Genomic DNA, 14,141 nt, shown 5'->3' with positions numbered 1-14,141 from the left:
TCATGACCGTGTTGAAGATGACCGACCTCGATCTGCAAGGTAAGCGTGTACTGATCCGCGAAGACCTCAACGTTCCGGTCAAAGACGGCGTGGTGACCAGCGATGCACGCATTCTCGCGTCGTTGCCCACCATCAAGCTGGCGCTGGAGAAAGGCGCAGCCGTCATGGTCTGCTCGCACCTGGGTCGCCCCACCGAGGGTGAGTTTTCCGCCGAGAACAGCCTCAAGCCGGTCGCTGACTACCTGAGCAAGGCGCTCGGGCGTGAAGTGCCACTGGTGGCGGAATACTTGGACGGTGTCGACGTCAAGGCGGGAGATATCGTGCTGTTCGAGAACGTGCGCTTCAACACGGGCGAAAAGAAGAACGCTGACGAGCTGGCGCAGAAGTACGCCGCTTTGTGTGATGTGTTCGTGATGGACGCCTTCGGCACCGCCCACCGTGCAGAGGGCTCGACCCACGGCGCGGCCAAGTTCGCCAAAGTTGCTGCCGCAGGCCCTTTGCTGGCTGCCGAGCTCGACGCACTGGGCAAGGCTCTGGGCAATCCGGCCCAGCCAATGGCCGCCATCGTTGCCGGATCCAAGGTTTCCACCAAACTGGACGTGCTCAACAGCCTCAGCGAGAAGTGCAATCAGCTGATTGTCGGCGGTGGCATCGCCAATACCTTCCTCGCTGCCGCAGGTCATCCGGTAGGCAAATCCTTGTACGAGCCGGACCTGCTTGAGACTGCCAAAGCCATCGCCGCCAAGGTCAGCGTGCCGTTGCCGGTCGACGTGGTGGTTGCCAAGCAATTCGCCGCCGATGCCGAAGCCACCGTCAAGCTGATCGCCGATGTGGCCGAGGACGACATGATCCTCGACATCGGTCCTCAAACAGCTGCGCACTTCGCCGAATTGCTGAAATCTTCCAAGACTATTCTCTGGAACGGCCCGGTCGGCGTTTTTGAGTTCGATCAGTTCGGCGAAGGCACCAAGACGCTGGCTCACGCAATCGCTGAGAGTTCTGCGTTTTCTATCGCCGGCGGGGGCGACACCTTGGCCGCCATCGACAAATACGGTGTAGGCGACAAAATCTCCTATATCTCTACAGGCGGCGGCGCGTTCCTCGAGTTCGTCGAGGGCAAGGTTCTGCCTGCCGTGGAAGTTCTGGAACAACGCGCCAAGGCCTGACCGGCCAAGGTGAAGGGGAGTGAAATGGTCAAGCCATTACCGCTGTTGATCATGGCGGGTTTGCTGGTCGGCTGCGCAAGCAAGCCTGAAGCGGAAACGGCGTCCAGCGCGGCGCCGGGATTGCTTCAGGTCAGCTGCTATCAGGCGGGCTGGCAGGCGGAAACCGTACCGATCGTTTACAAGCGTGGCGGGCCTGAAGTCTGGGAAAAATACGAATTCATGCCTGCCGTGGGACCAGTCCCCTGTCACTGATGCTCAGTTGACCACTGATGCTCAGCTGACGGTGCGCCGGAATACAGGAACAGCATTGCCCCTGCCATGATCGACATACGTCACGCGATGCAGGGGATTCAGGAGTAGTAATGAAAGGCTTGTCAGCCCTTGCGACACTGATTCTGCTGAGCGGTTGCGCCAGCATGAAGGCTTCGGAACCGGCAGCCCCCTGGACCCATTGGGTCTGCGACAGCAAAGCCGAGATTTTCTGGAAGTACGCCGATGCCGCGAAGAAGGAGGTGGATGTGCGCCTCAATCAGAGCGAGCAGGTATTCCGTCTGCAAGCGTCGCCCGGAGTTTCCGGCGCGCTCTACAGTAACGGCGTGCTGGCGTTTGACAACAAAGGCAGCGAAGGCCTGGTCTACTGGGACGCTACCAACGATTTGATCGGTCGTGGCTGCAAGGCGCCGTAAAGGGCCGTGCAGTTCGAACGAGGCTGTACCGGGGCGATGACTGAGCAATCGACCCCTATAATTTGAATAGCCGCCAATACGGCACGCACGATTAACGACCCCACCGGGAGAGAGACAGACAATGGCACTTATCAGCATGCGCCAGATGTTGGACCACGCAGCCGAATTCGGTTACGGCGTCCCTGCATTCAACGTGAATAACCTGGAACAAATGCGCGCCATTATGGAAGCGGCCGACAAGACCGATTCTCCGGTGATCGTTCAGGCTTCCGCCGGTGCGCGCAAATACGCTGGCGCCCCGTTCCTGCGCCACCTGATCCTGGCGGCAATCGAAGAGTTCCCGCACATCCCGGTGGTCATGCACCAGGACCACGGCACCAGCCCTGCTATCTGCCAACGCTCCATCCAGCTGGGCTTCAGCTCGGTGATGATGGACGGCTCTCTGCGCGAAGACGGCAAAAGCCCTGCGGACTACGACTACAACGTACGCGTCACCCAGGAAACCGTCGCCATGGCTCACGCCTGCGGTGTGTCGGTTGAGGGTGAGCTGGGTGTTCTGGGTTCGCTGGAAACCGGCATGGCCGGTGAAGAAGACGGCGTCGGCGCAGAAGGCATGCTGGATCACAGCCAGATGCTGACCGATCCGGAAGAAGCAGCTGATTTCGTTAAACGAACTCAGGTCGACGCCTTGGCCATCGCCATTGGCACCAGCCACGGCGCGTACAAGTTCACCAAGCCGCCTACCGGCGACATCTTGGCGATCGAGCGCATTAAAGAGATCCACAAGCGCATTCCGAACACCCACTTGGTAATGCACGGTTCCTCTTCCGTTCCGCAGGAATGGCTGAAAATCATCAACCAGTACGGCGGCGACATTAAAGAAACCTACGGCGTGCCGGTCGAAGAAATCGTTGAAGGCATCAAGCACGGCGTGCGCAAGGTCAACATCGACACCGACCTGCGTCTGGCGTCGACCGGTGCCATCCGCGAGTTCATGGCGAAAAACCCGAGCGAGTTCGACCCACGCAAGTACCTGGCGAAAACCGTTTCGGCCATGCGCGACGTGTGCATCGCCCGTTACGAAGCCTTCGGCACCGCCGGCAACGCCTCCAAGATCAAGCCGATCTCCCTGGAGAAGATGTTTGAACGTTACGCCAAAGGCGAGCTGAACGCCAAAGTGAACTGATCGTTTTCTGATCAATTTGCTGAAATGAAGAAGCCCGCAGCGATGCGGGCTTTTTTGTGGCCGTGATCTGCGCTTCTACACGGTGTTTTGCCGGCCGGGCAGGGCGATGATCCGCCCGACATACTTTGGCTCAGGCTGATCGTGTTGAGCTTCTGAGAGCAGGCGCAAGGCCTGCAGCGAAGCCTCACGGAACGGCGCCGACTTCGGTCCGGCGGCCAGATCCACATGCAGCAGCATTTGCTCGCTCGCTGCCAGCTCGACATCCCCGTCTGCCTTGTACAGCCCGTGATAGATCTGCACCCGCTTGCCATCGTGTCCGACGATTTGCGTACGCACTTCCACCGACTCGCCGAGCTTCACCTGGTGCAGGAAGTTGATGTGCGCCTCGAGCGTGAACAGCGAGTGGCCGCTTGCATCCCGGTCATCCCTGGCGAGGCCGATGCGGTCCATGAAAGCGTCTGTGGCGAAGCTGAAAATCAGCAAATAGAAGGCATCGCGCAGGTGGCCGTTGTAGTCGACCCAATCGGCGAGGACTGGGGTTTTGTAAGTGATGAGCGCAGGCATAGGAGTTCCAGGGCTGAAATCGTGGTGAGCTGAATGGGCCTATTCGTGAGCAAGCTCACTCCCACAGGTTTTGCGTGAACGAATGTAGGACCGGCTTTAGCCGGGAAGACGGCAAGCGCCACACCGCAACATTTCGGGTGCTCATCAGAACAGTATTTCCCGATCCCCTGTAGGAGTGACCTTGCTCGCGAAAGCGTCAGTTCAGACGATGGGGCGCATGGCGTATCAATCCTCAAACGCCATTCCATGCCTGGCCTTGGTGGTTTTCACCGCCTCAAGCACCGCCAGCAGGCAGTCATCGCGATACCGCTCCAGCGCCGCAATGCTGTGGCTACCCAGCTGATCGGAGGTGCCATCGACCACGTCGTCAATCAGCTTGTCGGTCAGCTCCGGTGCCGGAAGATAGGTCCACGGCAACTGCAACGCCGGACCGAACTGCGCCATGAAGTGACGCATGCCCGCATCGCCACCGGCCAGGGTATAAGTCAGAAAGGTGCCCATGAATGACCAGCGCAAGCCGGCGCCGAAACGAATCGCGTCATCAATTTCGCCGGTGGTCGCCACCCCGTCATTCACCAAATGCAGGGCCTCACGCCACAGCGCCTCGAGCAAGCGATCCGCAATAAAACCGGGGACCTCTTTACGCACATGCAGCGGTCGCATGCCCAGTGATTCGTAGACCTGAATCGCTGCCTGCACCGCTTCCGGTGCAGTGTTCTTGCCGCCGACCACTTCCACCAGCGGTAGCAGATAAACCGGGTTAAACGGATGCCCCACCACGCAGCGTTCCGGGTGCGTGGCGCTTTCGTAAAACTCCGACGGTAGCAAGCCGGAGGTGCTGGAAGCGATGATCGCGTCAGGCTTGGCCGCCGCGCTGATCTTGCTGTGCAGATCCAGCTTGAGGTCAAGGCGCTCTGGGGCGCTTTCCTGAATGAAGTCGGCGTCGCGAACACACTCTTCGATGGTGTCGACGAAGCGTAGACGTTCCTGGGAGGCGCCCGATGCCAGGCCCTTTTGCTCAAGCGCTGGCCAGGCGTTGGCGACGCGTTTTCGCAGCGCTGCTTCGGCTCCCGGCGCCGGGTCCCAGGCCACGACGTCCAGGCCATGAGCCAGCGCGCGCGCCACCCAACCGCTGCCAATGACACCGCTGCCCAAGGCCGCGAAGGTTTTGATGGTGGTGATGAAGGTCATGTCGGTTACTCGAGAAAGTGTCGAAGCCTTTGTGGGAGTGAGCTTGCTCGCGATAGCTACTTATCTGCCCCGATGTGTGACTGACACACCGTTATCGCGAGCAAGCTCACTCGTGCGCGGTAGGATTTGTGTGGGGATCAAAACCGCTTTTTCAGCCCCATCTTCACGCGGCCCTCGGCCGGGGTCAGAACCCGGGCGCCCAGGCGGCTGAGAATCTCGCTGGCGCGCTCGACCAGCGCGCCGTTGCTGGCGAGCACGCCTTTGTCGAGCCAGATGTTGTCCTCCAGACCGACCCGCACGTTGCCGCCGAGCAATACCGCCTGCGCAGCCATCGGCATTTGCATGCGCCCGATACCAAAAGCGGCCCACACTGCGTCAGCAGGCAAGTTGTCGACCATGGCTTTCATCGTGGTGGTGTCCGCCGGCGCGCCCCATGGAATGCCCATGCACAGCTGAAACAGGGGGTTGTCGAGCAAGCCTTCTTTCATCATCTGCTTGGCAAACCACAGGTGGCCGGTGTCAAAAATCTCCAGCTCGGCTTTCACCCCCAGCTCTTGAATACGCTTGGCCCCCGCCCGCAGTTGCGCGGGTGTGGACACATAAATGGTGTCGCCATCGCCGAAGTTGAGGGTGCCGCAATCCAGTGTGCAGATTTCCGGCAGCAGCGCTTCGACGTGCGCGAGCCGGGTCAGCGGCCCGACCAGATCGGTGCCGGGGCCGAAATCGGTCGGACGTTCGCCCGGGCCGATTTCCAGATCGCCGCCCATGCCTGCCGTCAGGTTGACGATGATGTCGATGTCGGCTTCACGGATGCGGTCCATGGTTTCGCGGTACAGCTCGACGTCACGGCTGAACTTGCCGGTCTCGGGGTCGCGAACATGGCAGTGCACGACGGTCGCCCCGGCCTTCGCGGCCTCGACTGCGGCAGCGGCAATCTGCTTGGGCGTGATCGGGACCAGGTGGCTTTTCCCGGTCGTGTCGCCAGCACCGGTCAGTGCGCAGGTGATGATGACGTCGTGATTCATGGGTAAGGTTCCTTGCAGGCCAGACAGTGACGCGGACGTTTGGGGCCCGCTTTTGAGGTGCAAAGCTACGCAGCGGCGAGCCCGTCAAAACGCACAGCGGCGACAAGGTCTTGCACAGCAGCGACCTGTGCGGTTGCTGCCGATCGGTAAAGAGGTGTATTTGATGAGCGGGTCCGGGAAGCGCAATCGTTTTTGACCCCGCCTCGCGCAAATCGCCCATAGGCTCAAATCCCAAGGAACGCGCCAACGATGTCCCAGGATTTCTACTTTCTGCTCATGCCCGGCTTTTCGATGATGGGTTTCGTGTCGGCGCTGGAGCCGCTGCGCGTCGCCAATCGCTTTGGTGGCGAGCTGTTTCGCTGGCACATTCTGAGCGCCGACGGCGGTCCGGTGATTGCCAGCAACGGCATGTCGGTGAACGCCGATGCCGCACTGGAGCCACTGAAAAAAGGCGCAACGCTGTGGGTGATGGGCAGCGTTGATCCGCTGAAGTTTTATACCGGGACGCTGGAACACTGGCTCCGCCGCCTGGACCTGGAAGGCGTGACTCTCGGGGCCATCGACACCGGCAGTTTCGTCCTCGCCCAGGCCGGTCTGTTGGAGGGCTATCGTTTGACTCTGCACTGGGAAGCGCTGGACGCCTTCAAGGAAACCTATCCCCGGCTGCAAGCAACACAGGAATTGTTCGAGATCGATCGGCGCCGCATTACGTCGGCTGGCGGCACGGCCTCCATCGACATGATGCTCGACCTCATCGGGCAGGCCCACGGAGCTGACATGGCGATCAAGGTCTCCGAGCAGTTCGTTCTCGGGCGCATACGTCAGCGCAAAGACCACCAGCGCATGCAGATTGCCACGCGCTACGGCATCAATAACAAGAAACTGGTTCAGGTGATTGGTGTCATGGAGCAGAACACCGAGCCGCCGCTGAGCACGCTGGAACTGGCGGAAGGGATTCAGGTGACGCGGCGTCAGCTGGAGAGGCTCTTTCGTCTGCACCTGAACGATACGCCGAGCAACTTCTACCTCGGCCTGCGGCTGGAAAAAGCGAGGCAACTGCTGCGTCAGAGCGACATGAGCGTGCTGGAAGTCAGTATTGCGTGCGGGTTTGAATCGCCATCGTATTTCACCCGCAGTTACAGGGGGAGATTTGTGGTGTGCCCGAGGGAGGACCGAGGGCGTACGCGTGAGGTGAAGGCTGTTTGACTCCTGATTATTGTCAATTATACTCGCGACTATAAATTATAGTCCGATCAATAATTGGGTATAAATCATGACCAAACGCACTGGTTTTGTGTTCAAGCGCACTGGCCTCGCAGCTACTGTCGCAGAAGGTTTAACCGGCGAAGGACTGCACGATTATTCATCAGGATTGTTTCTCGCGGCGCCGCGTCGCACTGGCAAGAGCACCTTCCTGCGCGAAGACCTGGTTCCGCAGTGTCTGAGCGAAGGCTGGCTGCCAGTGTATGTCGACCTCTGGGCTGATCGTGAACAGGACCCGGCAGAGCTGATCAGTGCGGCCATCGCCGTTGCCCTGGTGCCGTACGAAAAGGGCATTCGCAAGCTCGCCAAATCAGCCGGGGTCGACAAACTCAATTTCCTGCGCACGCTGTCGTGGGACTTCACCACGCCGCAATTGCCAGCGGGCTCGACGTTAACGCAGGCCTTGCAGCTGTTGCACAGTGCGTCGCAGAAGATGATCGTGCTGATCATCGATGAAGCTCAGCATGCCTTGACCAGTGAGGCCGGGGTCAACGCAATGTTTGCGTTGAAGGCCGCACGGGACGAACTGAATCAAGGTCATGAGCAAGGCAACGGCGCCTTGCGGCTAGTGTTGACGGGCTCGAACCGAGACAAGCTGGCCCATCTGGTGCTGAACAAAAACCAGCCTTTTTATGGATCGAGCATCACGCCGTTTCCGCTGTTGGGCAAAGACTTCACCAAGGCCTACACGGCCCATCTCAACAGCCATCTGGCACTCACCAATCAGTTTTCCGCGGCCGATATTGACTCCGCATTCGAGCTGGTGGGGCGCCGCCCCGAAATGCTGCGTGCAATCATCGGCGATGTAGCACTTGAGCTCGGAGACGCTGAGAATCTTGGCCAACTGCTGCATGACAGCGCCCGGTTGCTGCGCGCTGGCGTGTGGGAAGAGTTCGAAAGCGCTTATAACGCCCTGACTTTGCCGCAGCGCGCAGTGCTGGAAGTGATGGCTGACCGTGCGCGCGATAACCAGCCGTTCGCACCCTTCGCCGATGCAACGTTACTTGCAGTGGGCAAGGCGCTGGAAGCGCTGGGCAGCGAAGTGGTGCCGGGCACTCAGACCATTCAGGCGGCGATCGATGCGCTCCGTGATAAAGAGCTGGTGTGGAAATCCAGTCGCGGCGCGTACGCCTTGGAAGACAAGGCGCTCGGCGAGTGGCTGCTGCAACGAAGAGAACCCAAGTAAGCGTATTGCTTACTTAGTCTTCATCAACGCCGAGCACGCCGCCTTGTAAGCCTCATGCTGATATTTGTTCAGCGCTGTCGGCAGCTCAAAGCTGTGCTTCTTCATCTGAGCATTAATCGTCTGAGGCGACAGCAGAATGACGTCGCAGTCTTCCAGCAGTTGAAAGATGGTTTCGATCTTGAATGTCGTCGGACCGCCGGCGAACTCGCCTTTCTTGCTGCGTTTTTTGATCGCGATATGACCAATCCCGTTATCACGCACGAATGCCTCGATCTGGCGGGCGAACGCTTTCACGTTGACGGCTTCATCGTCGTCTTCGAGCGCGATATTCTTGGTTGGGAGTGGAACGTGTTCGAGCGCGCCGGACGCGCGAGTGGCGACAGCGAAGATGGCCTCGCTGCCTTTGATTTCTACGCCGCAGATGTTCATGTGCATGCCTTGAGCTCGGGAAGGGCGTCAGGGTAGCGCATTCGGGATCACTCGGACTGCGCGACGGTGTCCAGATATTCCGATCGCTCGTCGCTGGCGCGGGTCAGGCAATCGTTCTGGTCGATGTTGAACTCTTTGGTGCCAGGCTTGGCCGGGAACACTTCCACTGCGCAGTCCGCGTCGCGCAGTTTTTTCCAGGCATCCTGGGCGGCCTTGAGTTTGGTGGCGAATTCCTCGGCCTGGGCCTTGTTCGCCCCGAACTGCGTCTGCACACGCTCAAGCACGTTCTGCACATTCTCTGTGAGCAGCTTCTCCGCCGTGTCGCGGCTGTACACCGAGCACTCAAGCGTCTGCTGATCTTCTTCAACGCCGTCACAAGGGTTCGCGGCCGGATTGGATGCAGCGTGTGCGCCTGTCGCGAATAGAGCCAGAGCCAGAAACATGGTTTTCATTGGGGCTTTCCGAGTCAGAGATGGATTGGATTCTCGCCCAAGCGCGAGGCAATGAACAGGTATCAAATGCGGGACGCCTTTGTACGCCGTTAGCGGTTATCGCTTACTGACGGTTTTGACCATTTTGCGGTCGTATTTGCTCGCAGGGTTTGGGATCGCCAATGCTCTAGGTCGAGCAGCCGCGTTGAGTTTTCGTTGAAAAAGAGAACCGTCCTGCAGAAAATTCTGAAACTTCCTTTGAGGGTTCGCGCGACGGTTTTCTTCATGTAGGATCCAATCCGCGCTGATAACCGGCGCTCGCAAATGATACCGATCAAGCAACTCAGGGAGAGAACTCATGGCGCTCGACGCATTTATCCAATTCGACGGCATCTAAGGTGAGAGCCTCGACGACCAGCACAAGAACTGGATCGAAATCCTGGGCTATAACTTCGGCACCCATCAAAGCGCATCGGCGACCGCCAGTTCGGCGGGCGGTGCTTCGTCAGGCCGAACCACCGTTACCACCTTCAACTTCTCTAAATTCCTCGACGCCGCCAGTGCAAAGCTGCTTCAGGCAAGCTGTGCAGGTCAGCACTTTTCGAAGGTGACCATCGCGGTACATCGTGCCGGTGGCGACAAGCTCAAATATTATGAGATCGTCCTCGAGGAAGTGATCATTGCTGACTATGCCCAAAGCGCGAGCGACGGCGTGCCCCGCGAAGTGGTGCAGCTCGATTACGGGCGCATAAAAACCAACTACGTTCAGCAGCGTCGTAGCGATGGTGGGGGAGGCGGCAACGTAACGGGTGGCTGGGACCGTATCAAAAACACGATTTACGCGTGAGGGGTGTTCATGTCCCAGCCCTTCAGTTTCGTTAATGAGCGTATGCAGACGTATCAGGCCATCAAAGCGAGCTTGCCGCTGGGGCGGCGCCTCGCGGAGAAGTTTGATGTACTCAATGCGCATATCCGCAACAACGTCGTGGTTGCCGGCGAACTCGTCATCATCGGCGATGATTCAACGGCCGCCTGTACGGCTGAAGAAGCGGAGCTTATGCGCCTGGCTGCCGTCACTCATCAAACGCTAGTGGACAACGATGTCGGAGGCGACGACTTTATCGTCGCCAACCACGAGTTCCTGACTCGGCTCATCAGCACTACCACCATCGGTGTAGATATGGCGCTTGACGGTTGGGAGAAACATCTGGACCAGGTGAAAAAAACGCTTGAAAGCATCGACGTCTTGCATAAGCAGTACCTGGCATCGGGTACGGTAATCGAGCGAAACCTGTTCTACACCAAACGCCGCCAGCTCTTTGATCAGCTTGATAGGTTGCTGAAAGGGTTTCTCAAGTTTGGCACCGGTCTGCGTAACACCGGGTCGATCAAACAGATGCTTGGTATCTCGACTAAAAGCTACCTGCACACGGGCGAGATCCGGAATTATGCCGAGAAGCTGGATGGCGTCGCGCGGGCGTCGAGGCTGATCAAGAAAGGTACTTATGTGGGGATTGTGCTGGATACAGCTTCGACGGCGATCGAGATTAAAACGGCTTGCTCTAAAGGGCGAGAGGAAGAGTGTACGAAGGCTAAGTATGTTGAGGGCGGAAAGTTGGTTGGTAGCATGAGTGGGGCAGCTCTTCTGGGCTCAGTAAGTACAGTTGCGGCGACTTTGTTGTGCGTAACAGTGTTAGGTCTGACAACCGGGCCAGGAGCGTTGGCGTGCGGTGTAATCACAGGCGCAGCAATGGGATGGGCGGGCGGCGAGGCAGGGAGTGGGGCTGGGGAAAATATCGGGGATTACCTTTATGAGGCTATTGAGTGATGGCGAGCATTGAACCGGGCCTCATCGCCTTAATTATTATGATCCCGTTATTGTTGGACCTTGCTGCGATCGTAGTCGTAACGTGCTGCGTTAGGGATAAGATAGATGTCCTGCTATCTGACTGCTCTGTGGTTGTAGACCATAAACTGACGTTCGGAGGGTTGGGCATAATGGGCGACATTGTAAGGGTGGGCGTGATCGGTACAATTTTTATGTTTCCAAAACTCTACTTAAGAAGGGGGTTCATCGACTTAAGTCAGGTGACTGCCTTTCCAAAAAAATTGAGATATTTGATTGTTATCCCTTGGGTCGTTGCTGTTGTAGTAGCGATGGCTCTAATGTTATTCAGGTTGTGGGGATATATCTATGACATCAAGCCCGGTAGCTGAGTCGGACGGCTAGACACGGCGTCCTTGTGTTTGGGCATGTCCATGTTTCAAAGCGCTTTATAGTCTGCGCAGTACCGAATCCATCACCACAGGCCCAGGAGCCCTGCCCTGTATAGTGCCCACGGGAGCGGCATTGGGGGGACGAAAATAGGTGATATAGGTGAGGGAACTGGAAAAACGCTATATGGGGTCATTCACGAATGAAAGATGTCGATCCTGGAATATTTGGGCTTATTGTCCTACCGCTCCTGTTCATTAACCTTCTATCCCTTGTGGCTGTAACTGTCTACGCTCGTGACAAAATTGACAAGTTGCTGTCCAGGTGTTCTGTGATAGTGGATAACAAGGAAACATTAGGCGGCTTGGGAATCATGGGCGACATTATCAGGGTGGGGGTTGCTGGGGGGGCTTTTGACTTTCCCTAAAGTCTTTGGAAATAAAACCATCGTCGATGAAGAGCAAGTCAACACTTTTCCGTCAAGGCTGAAGGCGATGATTGTTATTCAATGGATAGCGCTGGCTTTACTTATGCTTGCGCTGGTTATTTTGAGCATATGGATGAAATCATCTAGTCCGTAACTGATCTCAGCCAGTGGATATGCATGTTGCCGAAGGCCTTTTGGAATGAAAACAATGGATCCGGGTCTGATTGCCACTTGCGTCTTGGAGCTTATGTTCCTCATTCTAATCACTCTCGTCATTACGACCTGCGTGGCACGGCGGAGAATCGACAGGCTGCTCTCCAGATGCACCGTTGTCGCTGATCATAAGGCGGCGTTTGTTGGGTTAGGCTTCATGGGTGATGTCATAAGGGTAGGAGCAGTTTTCACTATACTGTTGATCCCCAGGCTTTACGCCAGGAAGAAACTTATTGATGAGGGGCAAGTCCGGGGATTTCCGTCGAGTCTTGGACGTTTAATTGTGAATGCTTGGAGTCTGAGTTACTTTACTGCGTTTACGATGGTCGCTTTCGGATTTTATCTGTATCGCTATGATATCCATCCATCGCGTAGGTAGGCCCATGCGCCAGGGAACACTGGTTCAGGAACCATTTAGTAATGACTGGCATTGATTCTGGAGCCGAAATGAATGATCTAGCACCTGGCCTCGTAGCTATGTTGATAATGGGGCTAGGAATTCTTAATTTGTTGGTGATGGCCCGAATTGCCTACAAAGTGGAAGACGAAGTGGATGTGCACCTTTCTCGATGCTCCATTTTATCGCGCAGCCATTTAGGGTTCGGCAGTTGGGAGTGGACAGGGGACGTCCAGAAGATTGGTCTGGTAGCGTATATCCTTATGTTTCCCAACTCGCTGTTAAAGCGCGGTCTCGCCGACGCCGAGCAAATAGCAGCGTTTCCGAAGAAGCTGAAAAAGCTGATCGTTGTTCCCGTTCTTTTGAACCTGATTTTCTTCCTTGCGATGTGCCTCTTCCGTGTATGGATGTATTTTTACGAACGGTAATCAGGTGAAAGTTCTGAGCACGTCCATTGGACTTTATCCTGTGCTCCGCGCACCCCTCCGTCACGGCGTCCAGTTCACGAGCGCCACTGCAGCTTCTTCCTTCACTGTTGCGCCGCCTGAAAGTTCACAAACCAGATACCAAGGCCCCATCACCCCCCTTTGTCGTTTCTTGACGCTTTCGGCAATTCCCCTGTCGTTTTTGCACCCGGCTCCTTCGACCCTCAGGCATATGCTGACCCCAAAGCGCCGGCAGACCTTCCGGCCATTAAAGAACTACAGGGGACCGCCTGATGAGCCCAGCCGAATTACACGCCGACAGCATCGTCATTGACGGGTTGATCATTGCCAAATGGAACCGTGAGCTGTTCGAAGACATGCGCAAAGGCGGCCTGACCATGGCCAACTGCACAGTTTCGGTGTGGGAAGGTTTTCAGCAGACCGTCAACAGCATCGCGTCCAGCCAGAAACTGATCCGTGAAAACAGCGACCTGGTCATCCAGGTGCGCAACACGGCTGACATCCGCAAGGCCAAGGAACTGGGTAAGACCGGCATCCTGTTCGGCTTCCAGAATGCCCATGCTTACGAAGACCAGATCGGCTACGTCGAGATCTTCAAGCAGTTGGGCGTGGGCATTGTGCAGATGTGCTACAACACCCAGAATCTGGTGGGCACCGGCTGCTACGAGCGCGACGGCGGCCTGTCGGGCTTCGGTCGTGAAATCGTCGCGGAAATGAACCGTGTCGGCGTCATGTGTGACCTCTCCCATGTGGGCTCGAAGACGTCCGAGGAAGTCATCCTCGAGTCGAAGAAGCCAGTGACTTACTCCCACTGCCTGCCTTCGGGCCTCAAAGAACACCCCCGCAACAAATCCGACGCCGAGCTGAAGTTCATTGCCGATCACGGCGGCTTTGTCGGCGTGACCATGTTCGCGCCGTTTCTGGCCAAGGGCATCGATTCGACCATCGACGATTATGCCGAAGCCATCGAGTACGTGATGAACATCGTCGGCGAAGACGCCATCGGCATCGGCACTGACTTCACCCAGGGTCACGGCCAGGAATTTTTCGAATACCTGACCCACGACAAAGGCTACGCCCGCCGCCTGACCAACTTCGGCAAGATCATCAACCCGCTGGGCATCCGTACCGTCGGCGAATTCCCGAACCTCACCGAAACCCTGCTCAAACGCGGCCACTCCGAGCGCGTGGTGCGCAAGATCATGGGCGAAAACTGGGTACGCATCCTGGGTGACGTCTGGGGCGAATAAGCCGCCAGCCCCACGCGCCGAGCACTGAATTTTCCCTCTCCCCTCGCGGAGAGGGCACCCACTCGA

Annotated in this window: 15 protein-coding genes and 1 pseudogene; 11 read left to right on the top strand and 5 right to left on the bottom strand. The window is 57.3% G+C overall.

Annotated elements, in window-relative coordinates:
- The first annotated feature begins 2 nt into the window (after positions 1 to 2).
- The 4 genes from SLW75_RS20010 to fba all read left to right on the top strand — a co-directional run bounded on the left by SLW75_RS20010 (position 3) and on the right by fba (position 3,038).
- Positions 3 to 1,166 carry a phosphoglycerate kinase gene (locus SLW75_RS20010; protein ID WP_410935260.1) on the top strand — a complete coding sequence of 388 codons (1,164 nt, stop codon included), beginning with the start codon at positions 3 to 5 and terminating at the stop codon, positions 1,164 to 1,166.
- Between the two features lie 24 nt (positions 1,167 to 1,190).
- Positions 1,191 to 1,418, top strand: a complete 228-nt coding sequence (locus SLW75_RS20005) for a hypothetical protein (protein WP_065991240.1) — start codon at positions 1,191 to 1,193, stop codon at positions 1,416 to 1,418.
- Between the two features lie 110 nt (positions 1,419 to 1,528).
- Complete coding sequence (locus tag SLW75_RS20000; RefSeq protein ID WP_410935259.1) at positions 1,529 to 1,852, top strand: MliC family protein; 324 nt, start codon at positions 1,529 to 1,531, stop codon at positions 1,850 to 1,852.
- Between the two features lie 121 nt (positions 1,853 to 1,973).
- Positions 1,974 to 3,038, top strand: coding sequence for a class II fructose-bisphosphate aldolase (gene fba, locus SLW75_RS19995; RefSeq protein ID WP_065991242.1), 1,065 nt, complete (start codon positions 1,974 to 1,976; stop codon positions 3,036 to 3,038).
- A gap of 75 nt (positions 3,039 to 3,113) precedes the next feature.
- Here fba and SLW75_RS19990 read toward each other — a convergent pair whose 3' ends face one another.
- From SLW75_RS19990 to SLW75_RS19980, 3 genes are all read right to left on the bottom strand, one after another.
- Positions 3,114 to 3,602 carry a thioesterase family protein gene (locus SLW75_RS19990; RefSeq protein WP_410935258.1) on the bottom strand — a complete coding sequence of 163 codons (489 nt, stop codon included), beginning with the start codon at positions 3,600 to 3,602 and terminating at the stop codon, positions 3,114 to 3,116.
- A 225-nt stretch (positions 3,603 to 3,827) separates the two neighbouring features.
- Entirely contained in the window at positions 3,828 to 4,793 is a 966-nt protein-coding gene (locus SLW75_RS19985) for an L-carnitine dehydrogenase (RefSeq protein ID WP_065991244.1), read from the bottom strand.
- Positions 4,794 to 4,930: 137 nt separating this feature from the next.
- Positions 4,931 to 5,818, bottom strand: a complete 888-nt coding sequence (locus tag SLW75_RS19980; RefSeq protein WP_065991245.1) for a 3-keto-5-aminohexanoate cleavage protein — start codon at positions 5,816 to 5,818, stop codon at positions 4,931 to 4,933.
- 249 nt (positions 5,819 to 6,067) lie between these two features.
- Between SLW75_RS19980 and SLW75_RS19975 the strand changes: the two genes are divergently transcribed.
- Both SLW75_RS19975 and SLW75_RS19970 read left to right on the top strand, forming a co-directional pair.
- Entirely contained in the window at positions 6,068 to 7,024 is a 957-nt protein-coding gene (locus tag SLW75_RS19975; protein WP_410935257.1) for a GlxA family transcriptional regulator, read from the top strand.
- 67 nt (positions 7,025 to 7,091) lie between these two features.
- Positions 7,092 to 8,267 (top strand): hypothetical protein, encoded by a 1,176-nt coding sequence (locus SLW75_RS19970; RefSeq protein WP_065991247.1) that lies wholly within the window; start codon positions 7,092 to 7,094, stop codon positions 8,265 to 8,267.
- Between the two features lie 9 nt (positions 8,268 to 8,276).
- On the opposite strand, the gene SLW75_RS19965 is transcribed toward SLW75_RS19970, so the two are convergent.
- Both SLW75_RS19965 and SLW75_RS19960 read right to left on the bottom strand, forming a co-directional pair.
- Positions 8,277 to 8,696, bottom strand: a complete 420-nt coding sequence (locus tag SLW75_RS19965; RefSeq protein ID WP_410935357.1) for a DUF3010 family protein — start codon at positions 8,694 to 8,696, stop codon at positions 8,277 to 8,279.
- A 47-nt stretch (positions 8,697 to 8,743) separates the two neighbouring features.
- The gene (locus SLW75_RS19960) at positions 8,744 to 9,148 is read right to left on the bottom strand and encodes a lysozyme inhibitor LprI family protein (RefSeq protein WP_410930423.1); all 405 of its coding nucleotides are present in this window, start codon (positions 9,146 to 9,148) and stop codon (positions 8,744 to 8,746) included.
- Between the two features lie 337 nt (positions 9,149 to 9,485).
- On the opposite strand from SLW75_RS19960, the pseudogene SLW75_RS19955 reads away from it, so the two are divergent.
- The 5 genes and pseudogenes from SLW75_RS19955 to SLW75_RS19935 all read left to right on the top strand — a co-directional run bounded on the left by SLW75_RS19955 (position 9,486) and on the right by SLW75_RS19935 (position 14,075).
- Positions 9,486 to 9,974, top strand: a pseudogene (locus SLW75_RS19955) (Hcp family type VI secretion system effector).
- A 9-nt stretch (positions 9,975 to 9,983) separates the two neighbouring features.
- Positions 9,984 to 10,955, top strand: coding sequence for a hypothetical protein (locus SLW75_RS19950; protein ID WP_410935256.1), 972 nt, complete (start codon positions 9,984 to 9,986; stop codon positions 10,953 to 10,955).
- Positions 10,955 to 11,344, top strand: a complete 390-nt coding sequence (locus tag SLW75_RS19945; RefSeq protein WP_410935255.1) for a hypothetical protein — start codon at positions 10,955 to 10,957, stop codon at positions 11,342 to 11,344. Before SLW75_RS19950 ends, SLW75_RS19945 begins: the two co-directional genes overlap by 1 nt.
- A gap of 1,058 nt (positions 11,345 to 12,402) precedes the next feature.
- Positions 12,403 to 12,807 carry a hypothetical protein gene (locus SLW75_RS19940; protein WP_410935254.1) on the top strand — a complete coding sequence of 135 codons (405 nt, stop codon included), beginning with the start codon at positions 12,403 to 12,405 and terminating at the stop codon, positions 12,805 to 12,807.
- 290 nt (positions 12,808 to 13,097) lie between these two features.
- Entirely contained in the window at positions 13,098 to 14,075 is a 978-nt protein-coding gene (locus tag SLW75_RS19935) for a dipeptidase (protein WP_074886739.1), read from the top strand.
- Positions 14,076 to 14,141 lie beyond the last annotated feature (66 nt).

Origin of the sequence: Pseudomonas sp. W5-01 (assembly GCF_046540435.1) — a bacterium.
Classification (GTDB): domain Bacteria; phylum Pseudomonadota; class Gammaproteobacteria; order Pseudomonadales; family Pseudomonadaceae; genus Aquipseudomonas; species Aquipseudomonas graminis_B.
The sequence above is the reverse complement of the archived record's forward strand: the minus strand, read 5'-3'. Positions and strand labels throughout refer to the sequence as shown.

Coding starts and splice junctions, on each gene's coding strand:
- SLW75_RS20000 (WP_410935259.1), top strand. CDS start 1,529: ATGAAAGGCTTGTCAGCCCTTGCGACACTGATTCTGCTGAGCGGTTGC.
- SLW75_RS19945 (WP_410935255.1), top strand. CDS start 10,955: ATGGCGAGCATTGAACCGGGCCTCATCGCCTTAATTATTATGATCCCG.
- SLW75_RS19965 (WP_410935357.1), bottom strand. CDS start 8,696: ATGAACATCTGCGGCGTAGAAATCAAAGGCAGCGAGGCCATCTTCGCT.
- SLW75_RS19990 (WP_410935258.1), bottom strand. CDS start 3,602: ATGCCTGCGCTCATCACTTACAAAACCCCAGTCCTCGCCGATTGGGTC.
- SLW75_RS19950 (WP_410935256.1), top strand. CDS start 9,984: ATGTCCCAGCCCTTCAGTTTCGTTAATGAGCGTATGCAGACGTATCAG.
- SLW75_RS19940 (WP_410935254.1), top strand. CDS start 12,403: ATGACTGGCATTGATTCTGGAGCCGAAATGAATGATCTAGCACCTGGC.
- SLW75_RS20010 (WP_410935260.1), top strand. CDS start 3: ATGACCGTGTTGAAGATGACCGACCTCGATCTGCAAGGTAAGCGTGTA.
- fba (WP_065991242.1), top strand. CDS start 1,974: ATGGCACTTATCAGCATGCGCCAGATGTTGGACCACGCAGCCGAATTC.
- SLW75_RS19985 (WP_065991244.1), bottom strand. CDS start 4,793: ATGACCTTCATCACCACCATCAAAACCTTCGCGGCCTTGGGCAGCGGT.
- SLW75_RS19960 (WP_410930423.1), bottom strand. CDS start 9,148: ATGAAAACCATGTTTCTGGCTCTGGCTCTATTCGCGACAGGCGCACAC.
- SLW75_RS19975 (WP_410935257.1), top strand. CDS start 6,068: ATGTCCCAGGATTTCTACTTTCTGCTCATGCCCGGCTTTTCGATGATG.
- SLW75_RS20005 (WP_065991240.1), top strand. CDS start 1,191: ATGGTCAAGCCATTACCGCTGTTGATCATGGCGGGTTTGCTGGTCGGC.
- SLW75_RS19935 (WP_074886739.1), top strand. CDS start 13,098: ATGAGCCCAGCCGAATTACACGCCGACAGCATCGTCATTGACGGGTTG.
- SLW75_RS19980 (WP_065991245.1), bottom strand. CDS start 5,818: ATGAATCACGACGTCATCATCACCTGCGCACTGACCGGTGCTGGCGAC.
- SLW75_RS19970 (WP_065991247.1), top strand. CDS start 7,092: ATGACCAAACGCACTGGTTTTGTGTTCAAGCGCACTGGCCTCGCAGCT.